This window comes from Streptomyces sp. NPDC093111, from assembly GCF_040683955.1.
Taxonomy (GTDB): domain Bacteria; phylum Actinomycetota; class Actinomycetes; order Streptomycetales; family Streptomycetaceae; genus Streptomyces.
The window spans coordinates 136602-154050 of record NZ_JBFBNW010000018.1; the positions used below are offsets into that span (position 1 = coordinate 136602).

Genomic DNA, 17449 nt, shown 5'->3' on the forward strand with positions numbered 1-17449 from the left:
CGGATCTCATCCGCAAAGCCCCCGTTGTGTAGCGGCCTAGCACGCCGCCCTCTCAAGGCGGTAGCGCCGGTTCGAATCCGGTCGGGGGTACAGATCCTTCCCGCGGGATCACTTGGGTAGCTCCCGGTGAACTCGATGCAGGATCGCTAGGGCCCCCGTTGTGTAGCGGCCTAGCACGCCGCCCTCTCAAGGCGGTAGCGCCGGTTCGAATCCGGTCGGGGGTACGGTGTAACCACCATGGCCTATGGTGTAATTGGCAACACTACGGTTTCTGGTACCGTCATTCTTGGTTCGAGTCCAGGTAGGCCAGCTCGCAGAGCTCATCTGCACCCGCGGATCTGATCCGCAAAGGCCCCCGTTGTGTAGCGGCCTAGCACGCCGCCCTCTCAAGGCGGTAGCGCCGGTTCGAATCCGGTCGGGGGTACAGAACGAAGAAGCCCTTCCCTTCGGGGGAGGGCTTCTTCGTCGTTCCCGGACCACGGACACAACTCCGGCCCACCGCTGCGGCGTTGGAGCGGTGGGCCGGTGACGAACAGGTGAAGAGGGGAGAGGGACGGCGGGAGGGGTCAGCCGTTGCGGCGGAGGGCCTCGGAGAGGCGCGCGGCCGCGTCGATGACCGCCTGGGCGTGCATCCGGCCCGGGTGCCGGGTCAGGCGCTCGATCGGACCCGAGACCGACACGGCGGCCACCACGCGGTTCGAGGGGCCGCGTACGGGCGCGGAGACCGACGCGACGCCGGGCTCCCGCTCGCCGATCGACTGGGCCCAGCCGCGACGCCGCACGCCCGACAGGGCCGTCGCCGTGAAGCGGGCGCCCTGCAGGCCGCGGTGGAGCCGCTCGGGCTCCTCCCAGGCCATCAGGATCTGCGCGGACGAGCCGGCCTTCATGGTCAGCGTCGAGCCGACCGGGACGGTGTCCCGAAGTCCGGACAGCCGCTCGGCCGCCGCCACACAGATGCGCATGTCGCCCTGGCGCCGGTAGAGCTGGGCGCTCTCGCCGGTGACGTCGCGCAGATGCGTGAGCACCGGCCCGGCCGTCGCGAGGAGACGGTCCTCACCGGCCGCGGCGGCGAGCTCCGAGAGCCGCGGGCCGAGGATGAACCGGCCCTGCATGTCGCGGGCCACCATCCGGTGGTGTTCCAAAGCCACGGCGAGTCGGTGTGCCGTGGGTCGTGCGAGTCCCGTCGCCGCGACCAGACCTGCGAGGGTGGCCGGACCGGACTCCAGGGCGCTCAGGACAAGGGCTGCCTTGTCGAGAACGCCTACGCCGCTAGAGTTGTCCATGCAACGATATTCGCGTCTCACTCTGTGAAACGCAAGTTCAATTTTCCGAGGAACTTGTCACTCTGGTGGGGCGGCCGCACAACGGCCCGCGAAACGGGTCTCTAGTGGTGCCGGCGCACGCCGTCGGCCGGAGGGAAAGCGATGGGTAGGACACTCGCGGAGAAGGTCTGGGACGACCATGTCGTCCGGCGCGCCGAAGGCGAGCCCGACCTCCTCTTCATCGATCTGCACCTGCTGCACGAGGTGACCAGCCCGCAGGCGTTCGACGGGCTCCGGCAGAACGGCCGGCAGGTGCGGCGCCTCGACCTCACCATCGCGACCGAGGACCACAACACCCCCACCCTCGACATCGACAAGCCGATCGCCGACCCGGTCTCCCGCGCCCAGCTGGAGACCCTGCGGAAGAACTGCGCCGAGTTCGGCGTCCGGCTGCACCCGCTGGGCGACGTCGAGCAGGGCGTCGTCCACGTCGTGGGACCGCAGCTGGGCCTGACCCAGCCGGGCACCACCGTGGTCTGCGGCGACTCGCACACCTCCACGCACGGCGCCTTCGGCGCGCTGGCCTTCGGCATCGGCACCAGCCAGGTCGAGCACGTGCTGGCCACCCAGACGCTCCCGCTGGCCCGCCCCAAGACCATGGCCATCACGGTCGACGGCGACCTGCCCGAGGACGTCACCGCCAAGGACCTGATCCTGGCGATCATCGCGAAGATCGGCACCGGCGGCGGCCAGGGCTACATCCTGGAGTACCGCGGCTCCGCCATCGAGAAGCTCTCGATGGAAGCCCGGATGACCATCTGCAACATGTCCATCGAGGCTGGCGCCCGCGCGGGCATGATGGCCCCCGACGAGACCACCTTCGCCTACCTCCAGGGGCGTGCCCACGCCCCCGAGGGCGAGGACTGGGACGCCGCGGTCGCGTACTGGAAGACGCTGAGGTCGGACGAGGACGCGGTCTTCGACGCCGAGGTCGTCATCGACGCCGCCGCGCTGGCGCCCTTCGTGACCTGGGGCACCAACCCGGGCCAGGGCGCGCCGCTTTCGGCGAACGTCCCCGACCCCGCTTCGTACGAAGACGCCTCGGAGCGCCTGGCCGCCGAAAAGGCCCTGGAGTACATGGGGTTGACCGCCGGGCAGCCGCTGCGCGACATCAAGGTCGACACCGTCTTCGTAGGCTCCTGCACCAACGGGCGCATCGAGGACCTGCGCAACGCGGCCTCCCTGCTGGAGGGCCGCAAGGTCGCCGACGGCGTCCGCATGCTGGTCGTCCCCGGCTCGGTCCGGGTCGCCCTGCAGGCCGTCGAGGAGGGCCTGGACAAGGTCTTCAAGGAGGCCGGCGCCGAATGGCGGCACGCGGGCTGCTCGATGTGCCTGGGCATGAACCCCGACCAACTGGCTCCCGGTGAGCGCTCCGCGTCCACCTCCAACCGCAACTTCGAGGGCCGGCAGGGCAAGGGCGGGCGCACCCACCTGGTCTCCCCCCAGGTCGCCGCCGCCACCGCCGTCCTGGGCCACCTGGCCTCCCCGGCCGATCTGTCCGACGTCGCCACCACCGCGGGGGTCTGAGGAACCATGGAAGCATTCACCACCCACACCGGCCGAGCCGTCCCGCTGCGCCGCAGCAACGTCGACACCGACCAGATCATCCCGGCGCACTGGCTCAAGAAGGTCACCCGCGACGGCTTCGAGGACGGCCTGTTCGAGGCCTGGCGCAAGGACTCCGAGTTCGTCCTCAACCGCCCCGAGCGGCAGGGCGCCACGGTCCTGGTCGCCGGCCCCGACTTCGGCACCGGCTCCTCCCGTGAGCACGCCGTCTGGGCGCTCCAGAACTACGGCTTCCAGGCCGTCATCTCCGCCCGCTTCGCCGACATCTTCCGCGGCAACTCGCTGAAGAACGGCCTGCTGACCGTCGTCCTGCCGCAGGAGACCGTCGACGCGCTGTGGGCGGCGACCGAGGCCGACCCGACCGTCGAGGTGACCGTCGACCTGGAGGCCCGCAAGGTCCTCGCCCCGGGGATCGAAGCCGACTTCGAGCTCGACGAGAACGCCCGCTGGCGTCTGCTGAACGGCCTGGACGACATCAGCCTCACCCTTCAGAACGAAGCGGACATCGCCGCCTACGAGGCCTCCCGACCGGCCTTCAAGCCCCGTACAATTACGGCCTGAGCAGCGCTTTTCCAGGACTGCGCCCCCCACCGCCCGGTGGGGGGCGCAGTCGCTTGTTGGGACCCCGTCGGGCGACAACTCGCCCTAGATGGCACAATCGGTGCATGGAACGCGACAGCCAACTCGAGCTCTACGAGTCAGTCGCCGCCCGATTGAAGGAAGCGCACACAAGAGTGCGCTCACTGCAAGTCCCGGAGGGCGTAAGGATGGCGCTGTCCCGGAAGCTGCTGGTCATCACGGCCGCGGCGAAGCACGATCTCTCGGACGCGGCAACGCGTCTGGACCGGTTGATGAAGGACCTCGACGAGGGCCGATTCCCTGAAGACGACTGACACCAGGAACTCCGTAACGTGCTTCCGCGTTGCGGCAGTAGGGTGATTAGCCCGTTTCGTGTTTGATTTGCGGTATATACATGCCTAACGTGCGAAATAGCTTGAACACTTTCGTTCCGGCAATGTCTCCGAAGGGGAAGACGTGAACAAGGCGCAGCTCGTAGAAGCGATTGCCGACAAGATGGGCGGCCGCCAGCAGGCCGCCGACGCCGTCGACCACGTGCTCGACGCCATCGTGCGTGCCGTGGTCAGCGGGGACCGGGTCTCGGTCACCGGCTTCGGCTCGTTCGAGAAGGTCGACCGCCCGGCCCGCTACGCCCGCAACCCGCAGACGGGTGAGCGCGTGCGGGTCAAGAAGACCTCCGTTCCGCGCTTCCGTGCGGGCCAGGGCTTCAAGGACCTGGTCAGCGGCTCGAAGAAGCTCCCCAAGGGTGGCGAGGTCTCCGTCAAGAAGGCCCCCAAGGGCAGCCTGACCGGTCCCGCCTCCGCGACCGTGAAGAAGGCCGCGGCCAAGAAGGCCACCACCGCCAAGAAGGCCGCCGCGAAGAAGGCGACCCCGGCGAAGAAGACGACGGCCGCCGCGAAGAAGACCACCGCGGCCGCGAAGAAGACCACCACGGCGGCGGCCAAGAAGGCCACCACCACGGTCGCCAAGAAGACCACCGCGGCCGCGAAGAAGGCGGCCCCGGCGAAGAAGGCGACGGCCACGGCCAAGAAGACCGTCGCCAAGAAGACCGCACCGGCGAAGAAGGCCACCGCGAAGAAGGCGCCCGCCAAGAAGACGACGGCGCGCAAGACCACCGCGAAGAAGGCCGCCGCGAAGAAGTAAGGCGGAAGACGCTCACACGCCGGGCCGGGCTCCCCCAGGGGGAGCCCGGCCCGCGGCGCGTCCGGACGGCGAAACGCCCTGGTCAGAAAGTCTGCAGCGTCACCAGCGTGATCCGCCGGGCGGCACCCTCGCCCGCCGTCTCGATCCGGACCCGCTGCCCCGGGCGGAGCAGCCGCAGCCCGCCCGCCTCGAAGGCCTCGGCCCCGAACTCCACCGGGGTGCCGTCGTCGAGCAGCACACTGCCGCTGCGGGTCTCGGGGTCGTACGTGTACGCGGTCGCCTGCATGGACCGCAGCCTATCCGGCCGCGCCCACCCACCGGGCCGCCGTCCGCGGCCCCACACCCAGGGCCAGCGCCGCCGCCAGATCCTCCCCGGTGTCCACGTCCCTGCGCACGGAATCCACCCCGTCGAGCCGGATTTCCACCGCCCCCGTGGACAAATGCCGCCGCCGCGAAGCTCCTCCGAATGCCGGTTCCAATTCCGTACCGGAGCTCGCCGAGAGGAATGTCGTACCCATTTCGGCGGCATCCGCGAGAAAAGCCCGGGGAAATTGTCCGGCGGCCGCCAGGACCCGGGCCAGCTCCGCTGACCGCAGCGCCGGCAGATCGGCGTTCAGCGCCGCCACCGCCGCACCCGGCCGCACCGCCCGCACCGCGCGGGCGCCGTGCGCGAGCGCCCGGTTGAGCCCACCGCCCGGAACGTCCGGCACGATCCGCGCCCCGAGCGCCGCCAGCGCCGCCCCGGCCTCCCGGTCGTCCGTGACGACCACCACATCCCGTACCGCCGCGCAGGCCAGCACCGCCGCCACGGTGTCCTCGGCGAACGCCAGCGCCAGCCGGGGCCGCAGGGCCCCCGCCGCGGCCGGGGCCAACCTGCTCTTGGCGCGCGCCAGCGGCTTCAGGGGCACGACCAGGGACCAGCCGTCGGCGGTGGTGTGGCCGGCGCTGCCGGCGGCGGAGTTCCTCATCGGACCCCATTCTGTCCCGCCCGCGCGGACCCGCCGAGCCCCGGGGCGTACCGTGTCCTCGACAGACCAGGAGCGGGGAGTGACACTTGACCCCCTGCGAACAAGTCCCGGAGAAAGGTGCACGAGTGCCCCGCCGCAGAATCGGCTTCTGGTACCGCCTGGCGGCGGTCATCGCCAAACCCCCACTGGTGGTGCTGTTCAAGCGGGACTGGCGCGGGACGGAACACATTCCGGCCGACGGCGGATTCATCACCGCGGTCAACCACAACTCGTACCTGGACCCGCTGTCGTACGCGCACTACCAGTACAACACCGGCCGGGTGCCCCGCTTCCTCGCCAAGGCGGGCCTCTTCAAGGGCTTCGTCGGCACCATGCTGACCGGCACCGGACAGATCCCGGTCTACCGCGAGACCACCAACGCCCTGGACGCCTTCCGGGCCGCCGTCGAGGCCATCGAGCGCGGCGAGTGCGTCGCCTTCTACCCCGAGGGCACCCTCACCCGCGACCCCGACATGTGGCCGATGGCCGGCAAGACCGGCGCCGCCCGCGTCGCGCTGCTCACCAAGGCCCCGGTGATCCCGGTCGCCCAGTGGGGCGCCAACCTCGCGATGCCGCCGTACGCCAAGGAGGACAAGCTGCGGCTGTGGCCGCGCAAGACCCTGATCGTGCAGGCCGGTCCGCCGGTCGACCTCACCCGCTTCCACGACCTCGAACCCACCCCCGAGGTGCTGCGCGAGGCCACCGAGGTGATCATGGCGGCCATCACCCGCCTCCTGGAGGAGGTCCGGGGCGAGCAGGCGCCGGCCGAGCCGTACGACCACCGCAAGGCCCGGCTGGAGCAGCGGCGCAGGGCCGCGGGGGAAGGCAAGAAGTGACCAAGGCAGCCGTCTTCGGCAATGGATCGTGGGGCACCGCCTTCGCGATGGTGCTCGCCGACGCGGGGTGCGAGGTGAGCCTGTGGGGCCGCCGGGCCGCCCTCGCCGAGACCATCAACAGCACCGGGGTCAACCCCGACTACCTGCCCGGGGTCGAACTCCCCAAGGGCATCACGGCCACCGCCGATCCGGCCGAGGCCGCCCGCGGCGCCGACTTCACCGTCCTCGTCGTGCCCTCGCAGACGCTCCGCGAGAACCTGGCCGCCTGGAAGCCGCTGCTCGCCCCCGACACCGTCCTCGTCTCCCTGATGAAGGGCGTCGAACTGGGTACCGCCGAGCGGATGAGCGAGGTCATCCAGGAGGTCGCCGAGGTCCCCGCCGAGCGCGTGGCCGTCCTCACCGGGCCCAACCTGGCCAAGGAGATCGCCGCCCGGCAGCCCGCCGCGGCCGTCGTCGCCTGCGTCGACGAGACGGTCGCCCAGCGGTTCCAGGCGGCCTGCATGACCCCGTACTTCCGCCCGTACACCAACACCGACGTGGTGGGCTGCGAGCTCGGCGGAGCGGTCAAGAACGTCATCGGGCTCGCCGTGGGCATCGCCAACGGCATGGGCCTCGGCGACAACTCCAAGGCCACCCTCATCACCCGCGGGCTCGCCGAGACCACCCGCCTCGGCCTCGCCATGGGCGCCGACCCGCTCACCTTCTCCGGCCTCGCGGGCCTCGGCGACCTGGTCGCCACCTGCTCCTCGCCGCTCTCCCGGAACAACACCTTCGGCACCAACCTGGGTCGCGGGATGACGCTGGAGGAGACCATCGCGGCCACCAAGCAGACCGCCGAGGGCGTCAAGTCCTGCGAGTCCGTGCTCGATCTGGCCCGGCGGCACGGCGTCGACATGCCCATCACCGAGACGGTCGTGTCCATCGTCCACGACGGCAAGCCGCCCATCGTCGCGCTCAAGGAGCTGATGTCCCGCAGCGCGAAGGCGGAACGCCGCTAGCGCGGGTCTTGACCCGTACGCGCGCGACGGCAGCGGGGCGCTCAGCAGTTCGGACGTCGCAAGGTACCCTCAACGCGATATGAGCGAGAACACCCAGAGCCCCCGCAAGCCGCGCGTGGCCGTCGTCTTCGGCGGACGCAGCTCGGAGCACGCCATCTCCGTCGTCACCGCAGGCGCCGTCCTGAGCGCCATCGACCGGGACAAGTACGACGTGCTGCCCATCGGCATCACCACCGACGGGCGCTGGGCGCTGACCGCCGACGCCCCGGAGCGGATGGCCATCGCCGACCGCACCCTGCCGAGCGTGACCGACCTCGCCGAGTCCGAGACCGGCGGCGTGGCCCTCTCCGTCGACCCGGCCAGCCGCGAGGTCGTCCTCAACGAGCCCGGCGCGGTGCCGCGGGCGCTCGGCGAGGTCGACGTGGTCTTCCCCATGCTGCACGGCCCGTACGGCGAGGACGGCACCCTCCAGGGCCTGCTGGAGCTCTCCGGCGTCCCGTACGTCGGCGCGGGCGTCCTCGCCTCCGCCGTCGGCCAGGACAAGGAGTACATGAAGCGGGTCTTCGTCTCCTTCGGCCTGCCGGTCGGCCCGTACGAGGTCATCCGGCCGCGCGAGTGGGAGCAGAACCCCGCCGCCGCCCGGAAGAAGATCGTGGAGTTCGCCGCCGACCACGGCTGGCCGCTCTTCGTGAAGCCGGCCCGCGGCGGCTCCTCCATGGGCATCACCAAGGTCGACGACCTCTCCGGCCTCGACGAGGCCGTCGAGGAGGCCCGCCGCCACGACCCGAAGATCATCGTGGAGTCGCTGATCCGGGGCCGCGAGATCGAGTGCGGCGTCCTGGAGTTCGAGGACGGCCCGCGCGCCAGCGTGCCCGCCGAGATCCCGCCGGTCACCGACCACGACTTCTACGACTTCGAGGCCAAGTACATCGACTCGGCCTCCGGCATCGTGCCCGCGCCGATCGGCGACGAGGCCACCGCCGAGATCCAGCGCCTGGCGGTCGCGGCCTACGAGGCCGTCTCCTGCGAGGGCCTGGTGCGCGCCGACTTCTTCCTCACCGAGGACGGCGGCTTCGTCATCAACGAGATCAACACCATGCCCGGGTTCACGCCCATCTCCATGTACCCGCGCATGTGGCAGGAGAGCGGCGTGGCGTACCCGGAGCTCGTCGACCGGCTCATCCAGGCCGCGCTGAACCGCTCCACGGGCCTGCGCTAGGTCCTCGGGGCCGCCCTCGGGCGGCCCCGAGGGGCCTAGAGGCTGGGGGGAACGGCCTTCTTCACCGGGGCGGCGAGATCCACGAGCGGGCCGACGTCATGCGCGTACCGCTCGTCCAGCGTCACCTCGACGTACGCCTTCCGGTACGTCGTGGTGAAGCGGGGTCCGTCGCCCTCGCGCCGCTCGTAGAGCCAGTTCACACCGTCGGCGTCGATTCCCTGTGCCTGTGGATCGTTCATCTTTTCGGGCCGGGGGACCCCGCAGCGCAGTACGATCGCGGCATCCCCCCATGCGGCGGTCAGCTCGGAGTCCGGCTCGGTGCCGGAGCGCTCCAGACCCGCCACGGTGCCGGGCAGCTCCTTGGCGAGCGACCGGCAGACGGCGGCCTCGGCCGCCGCCGGACCGGGAACCGGGACCGACGCCTTCGCGCCCGGAGAGGAACAGCCCGCGACGGCCAGCAGCAGCAGGGCCGCGGCGGCGGAAGCGGGCAGGCCGAAGGGCCGGCGGGAAGACTTCACCGGCCTAGGGTAGACGGGGGCTAGATATGCACGACCGGGCAGGTGAGGGTGCGCGTGATGCCTTCCACTTGCTGGACCTTGGCGACCACCATGCGGCCCAGCGCGTCCACGGTGTCGGCCTCCGCCCGCACGATCACGTCGTACGGACCGGTCACGTCCTCCGCCTGGATCACCCCCGGGATCTTGGCGATGGTCTCGGCGACGGTCGACGCCTTGCCCACCTCGGTCTGAATAAGGATGTACGCCTGTACCACGGAACCTCCAGGGCGGCCACGAGGATCTTGTGGGAGAAAGAGACGCCACGGTACCGCGTCGCCTCGCGCCGCGGGGAGACCTGCGCGCCCCGAGGCGCTCGCAGTGTGGCGCACGCACGTAAGAAGTTGACGGTCTACTTGACGGTATCCGGCACGGTGACGGCCCGCGACCCGCAGCGCGAGGAACGGCGGAGCGGCGCGGCGGCCGGCACGACGACACGAGGTGAGACGCGGTGAAGGGCACAGTCGGAGAACTGGGCGAGTTCGGGCTGATCAAGGAGCTCACCTCCCGGCTCACCGCCACCCCGGCGGTACGGATCGGACCCGGCGACGACGCTGCGGTCGTCTCCGCCCCCGACCGGCGCGTGGTGGCCAGCACGGACATCCTCCTCGAAGGACGTCACTTCCGCCGCGACTGGTCGACGGCCTACGACGTCGGCCGCAAGGCCGCGGCGCAGAACCTGGCGGACATCGCGGCCATGGGCGCGGTCCCGACCGCGCTCCTGCTCGGCCTGGTCGTCCCCGCCGAGCTCCCCGTCACCTGGCCCACCGAGCTCATGGACGGCCTGCGCGACGAGTGCCAGGTGGCCGGCGCGGCCGTGGTCGGCGGCGACGTGGTCCGCGGCGACACGATCACCATCGCCATCACCGCCCTCGGCGACCTGCGCAACCAGGACCCGGTGACCCGCGGCGGCGCCCAGCCCGGCGACGTCGTCGCCTACACCGGCTGGCTGGGCTGGTCCGCCGCCGGCTACGCGGTGCTCTCCCGAGGCTTCCGCTCCCCGCGCGCCTTCGTCGAGGCGCACCGGCGCCCCGAGCCGCCGTACCACGCGGGCCCCGCGGCGGCCGGGCTCGGCGCCACCGCCATGTGCGACGTCAGCGACGGCCTGATCGCCGACCTCGGGCACATCGCCGAGGCCAGCAAGGTCCGCATCGACCTGCGGTCCGGGCTCATCGACATTCCCACCCAGATGAACGACATCGGCCAGGCGGTCGGAGTGGACCCGCTCCAGTGGGTGCTCACCGGGGGGGAGGACCACGCGATCGTGGCCACCTTCCCGCCGGACGTGAAGCTGCCGGCCCGCTGGAAGGTCATCGGCGAGGTCCTCAACCCCTCGGCGCTGCCCCAGGTGACCGTCGACGGGGCGCCCTGGCACAGCGCGGGCGGCTGGGACCACTTCGGAGAGACCGAGTGAGCTCCCGTCCGCCGCTGGTGCTGACCGTCGCCGGATCGGACTCCGGCGGCGGCGCGGGCATCCAGGCCGACCTGAAGACGATGCTCGCGCTCGGCGTGCACGGCATGAGCGTGCTCACCGCCGTCACCGCCCAGAACTCGCGGGGCGTCCTGGGCGCCTGGGAACTGCCCGAGGAGGCCGTACGGGCCCAGTTCCGGGCCGTGGTGGACGACATCGGCGTGCAGGCCGTGAAGACCGGCATGCTCGCCTCCGCCCCACTGGTGGAGACGGTGGCCGAACTGCTCGCCCCGGTCGGCGTCCCCGTGGTCGTCGACCCGGTCGGCGTCTCCAAGCACGGCGACCCGCTGCTCGCCGCCTCCGCGCTGGACTCGGTCCGTACGAAGCTGCTGCCGGTGGCGACCGTCGCCACCCCGAACCTGGACGAAGTGGCGCAGCTCACGGGAATCGTGGTCGAGGACGAGCCGGGGATGCGGCGGGCGGCCGACGCGATCCTGGCCCACGGGCCGCGCTGGGCGCTGATCAAGGGCGGCCACCTGCCCTCGGGCGAGGACGCCGTGGACCTGCTCACGGACGGCTCCGAGGAACACTGGCTGCGCGCGCCGCGGCACGACAACCGGCACACCCACGGCACGGGCTGCACGCTCGCCTCGGCGGTCGCGTCGGGGCTCGCGAAGGGCATGGCGGTGCCGTCGGCGGTGCGGGCGGCCAAGGAGTACGTGACCGGGGCGATCGCCGCCGGTTTCTCCCTGGGCACGGGCATCGGCCCGGTCGACCACGGGTGGCGCTTCCGGCACTGACGGGGCCCGTGGGGCCCAGGGGTCCCACAAGGCCCATAGGTCCCACAGGTCCCATGGGCAGGCCCCGTTCCGTGCGCGGGCAAGGCAAAAGGCCGGTTCACCAAGGTGAACCGGCCTTTCAAGGCAACCGCAGGGGCTGCGCTACGACGGAACGTCGCGGTTAGCGCGAGACCTTGCCGGCCTTGATGCACGAGGTGCAGACGTTGAGCCGCTTCGGCGTCCGACCGACCACGGCACGCACACGCTGGATGTTCGGGTTCCAGCGACGAGACGTACGGCGGTGCGAGTGCGAAATGTTGTTGCCGAAGCCCGGCCCCTTGCCGCAGACGTCGCAGTTGGCAGCCACGGGTCACTCCAAAGACTTCAGATTTACAGTGAAACCGGCGCACCGGAATCAGGTATCTGAAGTGGCTTGCCGGGGGATGGCCCGACGAGTGCCGGGCAACCGAAGCAGCATACAACGACTGCTTCCGTGGAACGAAACTACCACGGTCTCCGCCGCCCCCGCCCCGGGCCCGGGGTGATCACGGGTCTACCCTGCGGTGAACCGACCGCAGCGCACAGGAGGACCACCCGTTGCCGCGAGCCCCGCAGACCCTCGACGCCGAAGCGGTCCGATCCTGGTGCGCGGGCGCGCTGGAGGCGCTCGGCAGGGAGCGCGAGGAGATCGACGCCATCAACGTCTATCCCGTCGCGGACGGCGACACCGGCACCAACCTGTACCTGACCGTGGAGTCCGCGGCACGCTCCGTCGCGGAGCTCCCCGAGAACCCCGGGGCGGGGAAGCAGCCGGATGTGGCCGAGGTCATACGGGCCATGGCGCACGGCGCGCTGATCGGCGCCCGCGGCAACTCCGGGACGATCCTCTCCGAGCTGCTCCGCGGCATGGCCGCCGTGCTCGCCGAGGGGAGCGACGGCGATCACCTCGCCCGCGCCTTCGCCGAGGCCGCCGAGGCCGCCCGGCGGGCCGTGGCCCACCCCGTCGAGGGCACCGTCCTCACCGTCGCCCACGCCGCCGCCGAGGCCTGCGCGGGGGGCGGGGAGCTCGTCACGGTGGCCACGACGGCCTACGAGGGGGCCAGGAACGCCCTGGAGCGGACCCCCGGCCAACTGGACGTCCTGCGCCGCGCGGGCGTCGTGGACGCCGGGGGACGCGGTCTGGTGTCCGTGCTCGGCGCGCTCGTGGAGAGCCTCACCGGGGAGGCGCCGGCCCGGCCCGCGGCCCCCGCGCACCGCCCGGCCCTCGACCCGGGATGCGAGGGCGAGGACGGCCCCGGCTACGAGGTGATCTACCTCCTGGAGGCCGAGGACCCGGCCGTGGAGCGGCTGCGGACCCGCCTCGACGCGCTGGGGGAGTCCCTCGTCGTGGTCGGCGGCGACGGCCTGTGGAACGTGCACGTCCACGTCGACGACGCGGGCGACGCGGGCACCGCCGTCGAGTTCGGGATCGAGGCGGGACGCCCGTACCGGATCCGGATCACGCACTTCGAGGGCGCGCCGGCCCGGCCGCGCGAGCCCGTCCAGCGGGCCGTCGTCGCCGTCCTGCCCGGTGAGGGACTGGCCGGGCTCTGCGCCGAGGCCGGGGCGACCACCCTGCTCGCCCTGCCCGGCGCACCGCCCACCGGGGCGGAGCTCGCCGAGGCGATCCGGCGGGCCCACGCGCGCGAGGTCGTCCTGCTGCCCAACGACACCGAGCTGCGACAGGCCGCCGCGGCCGCCGCCGAGCAGGCCCGCGCCGAGGGCATCCGGGTCGCCCTCATCCCCACCCGCGCCGCGGTCCAGGGCATCGCCGCCCTCGCCGTCCACGAACCGGACCGGCGCTTCGACGAGGACGTCGTCGCCATGAGCGCCGCGGCCGGCGCGACCCGCTACGCCGAACTCGCCGTCGCCGAACGCCAGTCCTTCACGTCCGCCGGCGTCTGCCAGGCCGGCGACGTCCTCGGCCTCATCGAGGGCGACGTCGCCGTCATCGGCCAGGACCTCACCACCACCGCCCGCACCGTCCTCGACCGGATGCTCTCCGCCGGCGGCGAGCTCGTGACGCTCGTCGTCGCCGCCGACACCCCGCCGGACCTGGCCCCCACCCTGGAACGCCACGTGCGGGCCACGTACCTGGCGGTGGACACCGTCACGTACGAGGCCGGGGCGGGGGCCCCGGCGCTGCTCATCGGCGTCGAGTAGCCCCCGCTCCGGTCACCCTCCCGGGGGCGGCGGCGCCGTCCTGGCCAGCAGGGCGGCCGCCTCCGCGCGGTGCTCGGGGGAGTCCGCGGCCAGGACCTTCCGGGCCAGCTCCGCCGCCGCCCCGGGGTCGCCCAGGTCCAGGTGGAGCCAGGCGGTCAGCAGGTCCGCCGAGAGCCGGGCGTCCACGTCGCCCGCGACGGCGTAGCCCGCCGAGGCGCGCTCGGCGAAGGCGAGCACCTCGGACAGGTCGGGCTCCCGCGCGCGGGCGAGGAGCTCGGCGGTCTGCCGACAGGTGTCCGCCAGCTCCCTCGGGTCCCCGCCGCAGGCCTCCTCCGCCGCGGCCATCAGCGCGCGCCCCCGGGCGTCCGGGCCCGCGATCCAGGCCCGCACCCGCAGGGTGCGGACGTACGCCGGGATGTCGCCGAGGGACTGCCACAGCTCGCCGGCCCGCTCGAACGCGGCCGCCGCCTCCTGGTCCAGCTCCGCCCGCCACAGGGCCTGCGCCGCCAGGTTCGCCAGCGTCGCGTGGTCCCGCTGGTCCGGCCACGCCGCCGCCAGCTCGGCCGCCCGCAGCCAGCGCTCGGCCGCCGCCCGGGGCTCCGCCACGCTCATCAGGCAGTCGCCGAGCCACCACAGCGCCTGGACGACCGCCCCGTCCCCGTGCTCCTCGACCGACAGGTCCGGCAGGACCTCCTCCAGGACGGCCGCCGCCTCCTCGTACCGGCCCTCGCGCAGCAGCCGGCCGCCGAGCAGCCGGCGCGCGTACGCCCCGAGGCCGCGGCTCTCACCCGCCTCGTCCGCCCAGTGCGCCGCCTCCAGGGCCTGCTCGGCCGCCTCGCCGGACCGGTCGGCCGCGCCGAGGACCTCCGCGAGCCGCAGCCGCAGCCGGGCCTGCCCGGCGGGCCCCGCGTATCCGGCGCCGTGCGCCAGGGCCGCCCGCGCCGCACGCTCGGCCGTCGCCAGGTCGCCCTCGCGCTGCGCGAGCGCCGCGAGCCGCGCCTCGGGCTCCACCGCGTACCAGGGCAGTCCGGCTTCGAGGAACAGCTCCGCCGCCCGCTCGTACCGCTCGGCCGCCCGCCCGGTGTCGCCGTCCCGCGCCGCCGCGTCGCCCAGCAGCCACTCGGCCTCGGCGATCCGGTCGGCGACGTCCGGGGCCCCGGCGAAGCCCAGGACCTCCTCGGCCGCCTCCGCCGTGCCCAGCACCCGGGCCCGCAGCAGCAGCGCCCCGGACAGTTGGCGGGCCGTCGCCCCGCCGTCCCCGTGGAGTCCGCGCAGCGCGGCGACCGGCTCCGCGAAGGCCGCGGGCTCGCCGAGCGCGTAGGCGCCCCTGGCCCGGGCCGCCCACGCCTCGCCGACGGCGCCGGCCGCCTCGTACCCCTCGGCCGCCGCCCGGAACAGGGCCGCGGTCTCCACGGGGTCCGCCGCGAGGGACATCGCCCGGTGGTCGGTCAGCTCGGCCGAGGCCAGGGCGTCGAGGTCCGTCAGGCCCGCCGCCTCGGCCCGCGCGAGCGCCGCCCAGGCCTCGTCCGCCTCCGGCCGCCGTTCGGCCGTCAGCCGCCGCGCCTCGGCCAGCAGGTCCCGCGGGGCCGCCGGCGCCACCGGGGCCGCGATCGGGGTCGGGTTCGGGGTCGGCGTCTCGGCGGGTACGGACGGGCCGCCGGACCGGACGCCCAGCGGCAGCCGGTCGACCAGCGGCCGGGCCGCCATCCGCTCCCGGGCCAGGCGGCTCACCCGGTCCGAGCCGTTGCGCGCGTCGAACCGGGCGGCCAGCTCCTCGGCCCGCTCCCGCGCATGGCGGCCGAGCTCCGCCGCCGTCCACTCCCGCGCGGGGGCCGGGGCCGGGGTCGTGGGTGTGCCCTTTGCCGTGCCGGTGCCGGTGCCGGTGGCTGGGGCCGTGGCCGTGGTTCCGGTGGGCGGGCCCGGCACCCGCTGCCCGCCCAGTCCGCGCGCCACCAGCCGGTCCATCAGCAGCGCCGTCACGGCCAGGAAGTCCAGTTCGCTGTCCGGGTCGCCGTGGTCCGTGAGGTAGGCCGGGCGCTCCGCGAGCAGCTCCAGGGCCCGCCCCTCGTTGCCGCTCAGCGCGCAGAACTCGATGTGCTGGGCCATCGCGCCCCGCATGCTCTCCATCGGGCGCACCAGCCGGTGCCCGCGCAGATGGTTGGCCCGCGCCTGCTCGACCCGGCCCAGCCGCAGCAGCGGCAGCAGCGAGGAGGCGAGCACCGCGTGCGGCTCGTGGGCGCAGGTGTGCTGGCCGTCCAGGACCGGCGCCCAGGCCGCGAGCGCGGCCTCGTCGTCGCCGAGTTCGGCCTGCCACAGCCCCTGCCCGTGCAGCTCGCAGGCGTGGCAGTCGGCCATCTCGTCCCGCTCGGCCGCCAGCCACGCCGTGTACGCGCGGGCCGCCCGGTCGAGGTCGCCGACGTGCCGGGCGACCCGGAACTCGCCCTGCCGCACCGCCCGTTCGGAGTGCCCGGCGAGCCGGTAGCGGTGCTCCATCTCGCCCAGCCACTTCTCGATCGAGGCGAGCGGGATGTGCGGCTGGTCGAGCATGCCGCTGGAGACCCACTTGAAGACCCAGTGCAGCGTGTACGTCTCCTGGGCGTCGAAGTCGCCCGGGTCGCGGTCCCACATCCGCAGCAGCCGCGAGAAGGGCACGAACATCTTCGCCTTCTCGGAGCTGTAGTTGTAGACCTGCAGCTGGTGGCCGAGCGCCTCGATGACCGCGAGCGGCTCGCCGATCCGCTCGGCGTCCGCGAGCAGCCGCTCCGCGCGGGCGTTGCGCGCCGGCCCCTCGGGCTGGGCGCGGTTGTCCCGCAGGGCCTCGCGCAGGGCCTGGAACTCCGGGCTCGTCATGCCTCGGACCCCTCGTCGGCGCCGTGTGCGGTACTCCGTTCGAGGAGGCCGAGGAAGGTGCGGTTGAGGAGGGCGTTGTCGGCGGGGCGGAGGGGGCGTTGGGCCATGAGGAGGGCTTGTCCGTAGAGGGCTTCGACGGCGGTGGCGGTGAGGTGGGGGTCGTCGAGGGTGGCGATGCGGCGGACGAGCGGGTTGTGGTGGTTGAGGACGAGGCGGGCGCGGGGTGTGCCGCCGCGCAGGGAGCCGAGGATGCCGGCCCACAGGTCGTCGGCCTCGCCCTCCTCCTCCGCCCGCGCCTGCTCGTGCCGGGCCGACCGGTCGTCCAGGTGCAGCGCCGGGACGGTCACCGGATGGAAGGACCGCAGCGACACGTCGCAGCCGAGGGCGTCCAGGGTGGAACGGGCGACCGACAGGAAACCGGTCAGGGCGAGCTCCCGCCCCGGGTCGACCGCGTCGAGATGCGCCGTGACGGTGTCCGCGTCCAGCTCCGCCACCACCGTCCCCGGCCGGACCTCCGGAAGACGCTCCACCAGCTCCGTGTCGTAGGTGTAGCCGCCGTTGACGACACCGATGCCCTGGGCGGCGGCGATCGCGGCGACCTGGCGGAACTCCTCGACGGTACGGGTGAAGTGGACGACCGGATGACGGCGGGCGAACTCGTCCAGGGAGAGACGCCCGTCCGTGGTCTCGAACGGCAGCCACGGCAGCATCGCCGTCAGCACCCCGTCGTCGTGCCGCGCCAGCGACTTCACGCCCAGATGGTGCACGGCCAGGAACTGCCCGAGCCGCTCCGGCGATCCGACCGCCAGCCCGGTGAGCCAGTCGCGGATCGCGTCCCCGAGCGCGTCCCGCACCCCCGCCAGGGCCTCGTCCTCGTACAGCGACTCCCGCGAGGCGGTGGGGCGCAGGGTGTCCGTGTCCAGCACGCAGCGGACGAAGAACGCCCAGTCGGGCAGCAGTCCGTCGGCCTTCTCGGTCAGCAG

The 17449-nt window shown here is 73.0% G+C and carries 17 protein-coding genes, 4 tRNA genes and 1 pseudogene; 14 read left to right on the plus strand and 8 right to left on the minus strand.

Features of this window, described 5'->3' with window-relative positions; all coding sequences use genetic code 11:
- Positions 1 to 17: 17 nt before the first annotated feature.
- The 4 genes from AB0Q96_RS29390 (at position 18) to AB0Q96_RS29405 (ending at position 424) form a co-directional block, all read left to right on the plus strand.
- Positions 18 to 90: transfer RNA gene (locus AB0Q96_RS29390), tRNA-Glu, on the plus strand.
- A 61-nt stretch (positions 91 to 151) separates the two neighbouring features.
- Positions 152 to 224, plus strand: a tRNA-Glu gene (locus tag AB0Q96_RS29395).
- 14 nt (positions 225 to 238) lie between these two features.
- Positions 239 to 310 (plus strand) — tRNA-Gln (locus AB0Q96_RS29400).
- Positions 311 to 351: 41 nt separating this feature from the next.
- A tRNA-Glu gene (locus tag AB0Q96_RS29405) sits at positions 352 to 424 on the plus strand.
- 142 nt (positions 425 to 566) lie between these two features.
- On the opposite strand, the gene ndgR is transcribed toward AB0Q96_RS29405, so the two are convergent.
- A complete protein-coding gene (gene ndgR, locus AB0Q96_RS29410; protein ID WP_017235973.1) occupies positions 567 to 1283 on the minus strand; it encodes an IclR family transcriptional regulator NdgR in 717 nt (238 codons plus the stop codon).
- 141 nt (positions 1284 to 1424) lie between these two features.
- Between ndgR and leuC the strand changes: the two genes are divergently transcribed.
- From leuC to AB0Q96_RS29430, 4 genes are all read left to right on the plus strand, one after another.
- Complete coding sequence (leuC, locus tag AB0Q96_RS29415) at positions 1425 to 2849, plus strand: 3-isopropylmalate dehydratase large subunit (RefSeq protein WP_365330666.1); 1425 nt, start codon at positions 1425 to 1427, stop codon at positions 2847 to 2849.
- A gap of 6 nt (positions 2850 to 2855) precedes the next feature.
- Positions 2856 to 3449, plus strand: coding sequence for a 3-isopropylmalate dehydratase small subunit (leuD, locus tag AB0Q96_RS29420; protein ID WP_365330668.1), 594 nt, complete (start codon positions 2856 to 2858; stop codon positions 3447 to 3449).
- A 104-nt stretch (positions 3450 to 3553) separates the two neighbouring features.
- Complete coding sequence (locus tag AB0Q96_RS29425) at positions 3554 to 3781, plus strand: hypothetical protein (protein ID WP_365330670.1); 228 nt, start codon at positions 3554 to 3556, stop codon at positions 3779 to 3781.
- A 142-nt stretch (positions 3782 to 3923) separates the two neighbouring features.
- Entirely contained in the window at positions 3924 to 4610 is a 687-nt protein-coding gene (locus AB0Q96_RS29430) for an HU family DNA-binding protein (protein WP_365330672.1), read from the plus strand.
- 82 nt (positions 4611 to 4692) lie between these two features.
- Here the strand turns inward: AB0Q96_RS29430 and AB0Q96_RS29435 are convergent, their stop codons facing one another.
- Entirely contained in the window at positions 4693 to 4896 is a 204-nt protein-coding gene (locus tag AB0Q96_RS29435) for a hypothetical protein (protein ID WP_365330674.1), read from the minus strand.
- 10 nt (positions 4897 to 4906) lie between these two features.
- Positions 4907 to 5578 (minus strand): 2-phospho-L-lactate guanylyltransferase, encoded by a 672-nt coding sequence (gene cofC / locus AB0Q96_RS29440; protein ID WP_365330675.1) that lies wholly within the window; start codon positions 5576 to 5578, stop codon positions 4907 to 4909.
- A gap of 125 nt (positions 5579 to 5703) precedes the next feature.
- Between cofC and AB0Q96_RS29445 the strand changes: the two genes are divergently transcribed.
- From AB0Q96_RS29445 to AB0Q96_RS29455, 3 genes are all read left to right on the plus strand, one after another.
- On the plus strand, positions 5704 to 6453 hold the full coding sequence (locus AB0Q96_RS29445; protein ID WP_365330677.1) for a lysophospholipid acyltransferase family protein: 750 nt from the start codon (positions 5704 to 5706) through the stop codon (positions 6451 to 6453).
- Positions 6450 to 7451 carry an NAD(P)H-dependent glycerol-3-phosphate dehydrogenase gene (locus AB0Q96_RS29450; protein WP_365330678.1) on the plus strand — a complete coding sequence of 334 codons (1002 nt, stop codon included), beginning with the start codon at positions 6450 to 6452 and terminating at the stop codon, positions 7449 to 7451. Before AB0Q96_RS29445 ends, AB0Q96_RS29450 begins: the two co-directional genes overlap by 4 nt.
- 79 nt (positions 7452 to 7530) lie before the next feature.
- Positions 7531 to 8670, plus strand: a complete 1140-nt coding sequence (locus AB0Q96_RS29455; protein ID WP_365330680.1) for a D-alanine--D-alanine ligase family protein — start codon at positions 7531 to 7533, stop codon at positions 8668 to 8670.
- 35 nt (positions 8671 to 8705) lie between these two features.
- Here the strand turns inward: AB0Q96_RS29455 and AB0Q96_RS29460 are convergent, their stop codons facing one another.
- Both AB0Q96_RS29460 and AB0Q96_RS29465 read right to left on the minus strand, forming a co-directional pair.
- The gene (locus AB0Q96_RS29460) at positions 8706 to 9188 is read right to left on the minus strand and encodes a DUF3515 domain-containing protein (protein ID WP_365330681.1); all 483 of its coding nucleotides are present in this window, start codon (positions 9186 to 9188) and stop codon (positions 8706 to 8708) included.
- A gap of 20 nt (positions 9189 to 9208) precedes the next feature.
- On the minus strand, positions 9209 to 9442 hold the full coding sequence (locus AB0Q96_RS29465) for an Lrp/AsnC ligand binding domain-containing protein (protein ID WP_046905450.1): 234 nt from the start codon (positions 9440 to 9442) through the stop codon (positions 9209 to 9211).
- A 233-nt stretch (positions 9443 to 9675) separates the two neighbouring features.
- On the opposite strand from AB0Q96_RS29465, the gene AB0Q96_RS29470 reads away from it, so the two are divergent.
- On the plus strand, positions 9676 to 10638 hold the full coding sequence (locus AB0Q96_RS29470; protein WP_365330683.1) for a thiamine-phosphate kinase: 963 nt from the start codon (positions 9676 to 9678) through the stop codon (positions 10636 to 10638).
- A complete protein-coding gene (gene thiD / locus AB0Q96_RS29475) occupies positions 10635 to 11435 on the plus strand; it encodes a bifunctional hydroxymethylpyrimidine kinase/phosphomethylpyrimidine kinase (protein ID WP_365330685.1) in 801 nt (266 codons plus the stop codon). The genes AB0Q96_RS29470 and thiD overlap by 4 nt, the downstream gene beginning before the upstream one ends.
- A 160-nt stretch (positions 11436 to 11595) precedes the next feature.
- On the opposite strand, the gene rpmB is transcribed toward thiD, so the two are convergent.
- On the minus strand, positions 11596 to 11781 hold the full coding sequence (gene rpmB, locus AB0Q96_RS29480) for a 50S ribosomal protein L28 (RefSeq protein ID WP_003957616.1): 186 nt from the start codon (positions 11779 to 11781) through the stop codon (positions 11596 to 11598).
- Positions 11782 to 12011: 230 nt separating this feature from the next.
- On the opposite strand from rpmB, the gene AB0Q96_RS29485 reads away from it, so the two are divergent.
- Positions 12012 to 13616 carry a DAK2 domain-containing protein gene (locus AB0Q96_RS29485; protein ID WP_365330686.1) on the plus strand — a complete coding sequence of 535 codons (1605 nt, stop codon included), beginning with the start codon at positions 12012 to 12014 and terminating at the stop codon, positions 13614 to 13616.
- A 12-nt stretch (positions 13617 to 13628) separates the two neighbouring features.
- Here the strand turns inward: AB0Q96_RS29485 and AB0Q96_RS29490 are convergent, their stop codons facing one another.
- Positions 13629 to 16466: a tetratricopeptide repeat protein gene (locus tag AB0Q96_RS29490; RefSeq protein ID WP_365330688.1), complete on the minus strand. Its 2838-nt coding sequence runs from the start codon at positions 16464 to 16466 to the stop codon at positions 13629 to 13631.
- Positions 16463 to 17449, minus strand: a pseudogene (locus tag AB0Q96_RS29495) (HSP90 family protein); the annotation flags it as partial. The gene AB0Q96_RS29490 and the pseudogene AB0Q96_RS29495, both read right to left, overlap by 4 nt.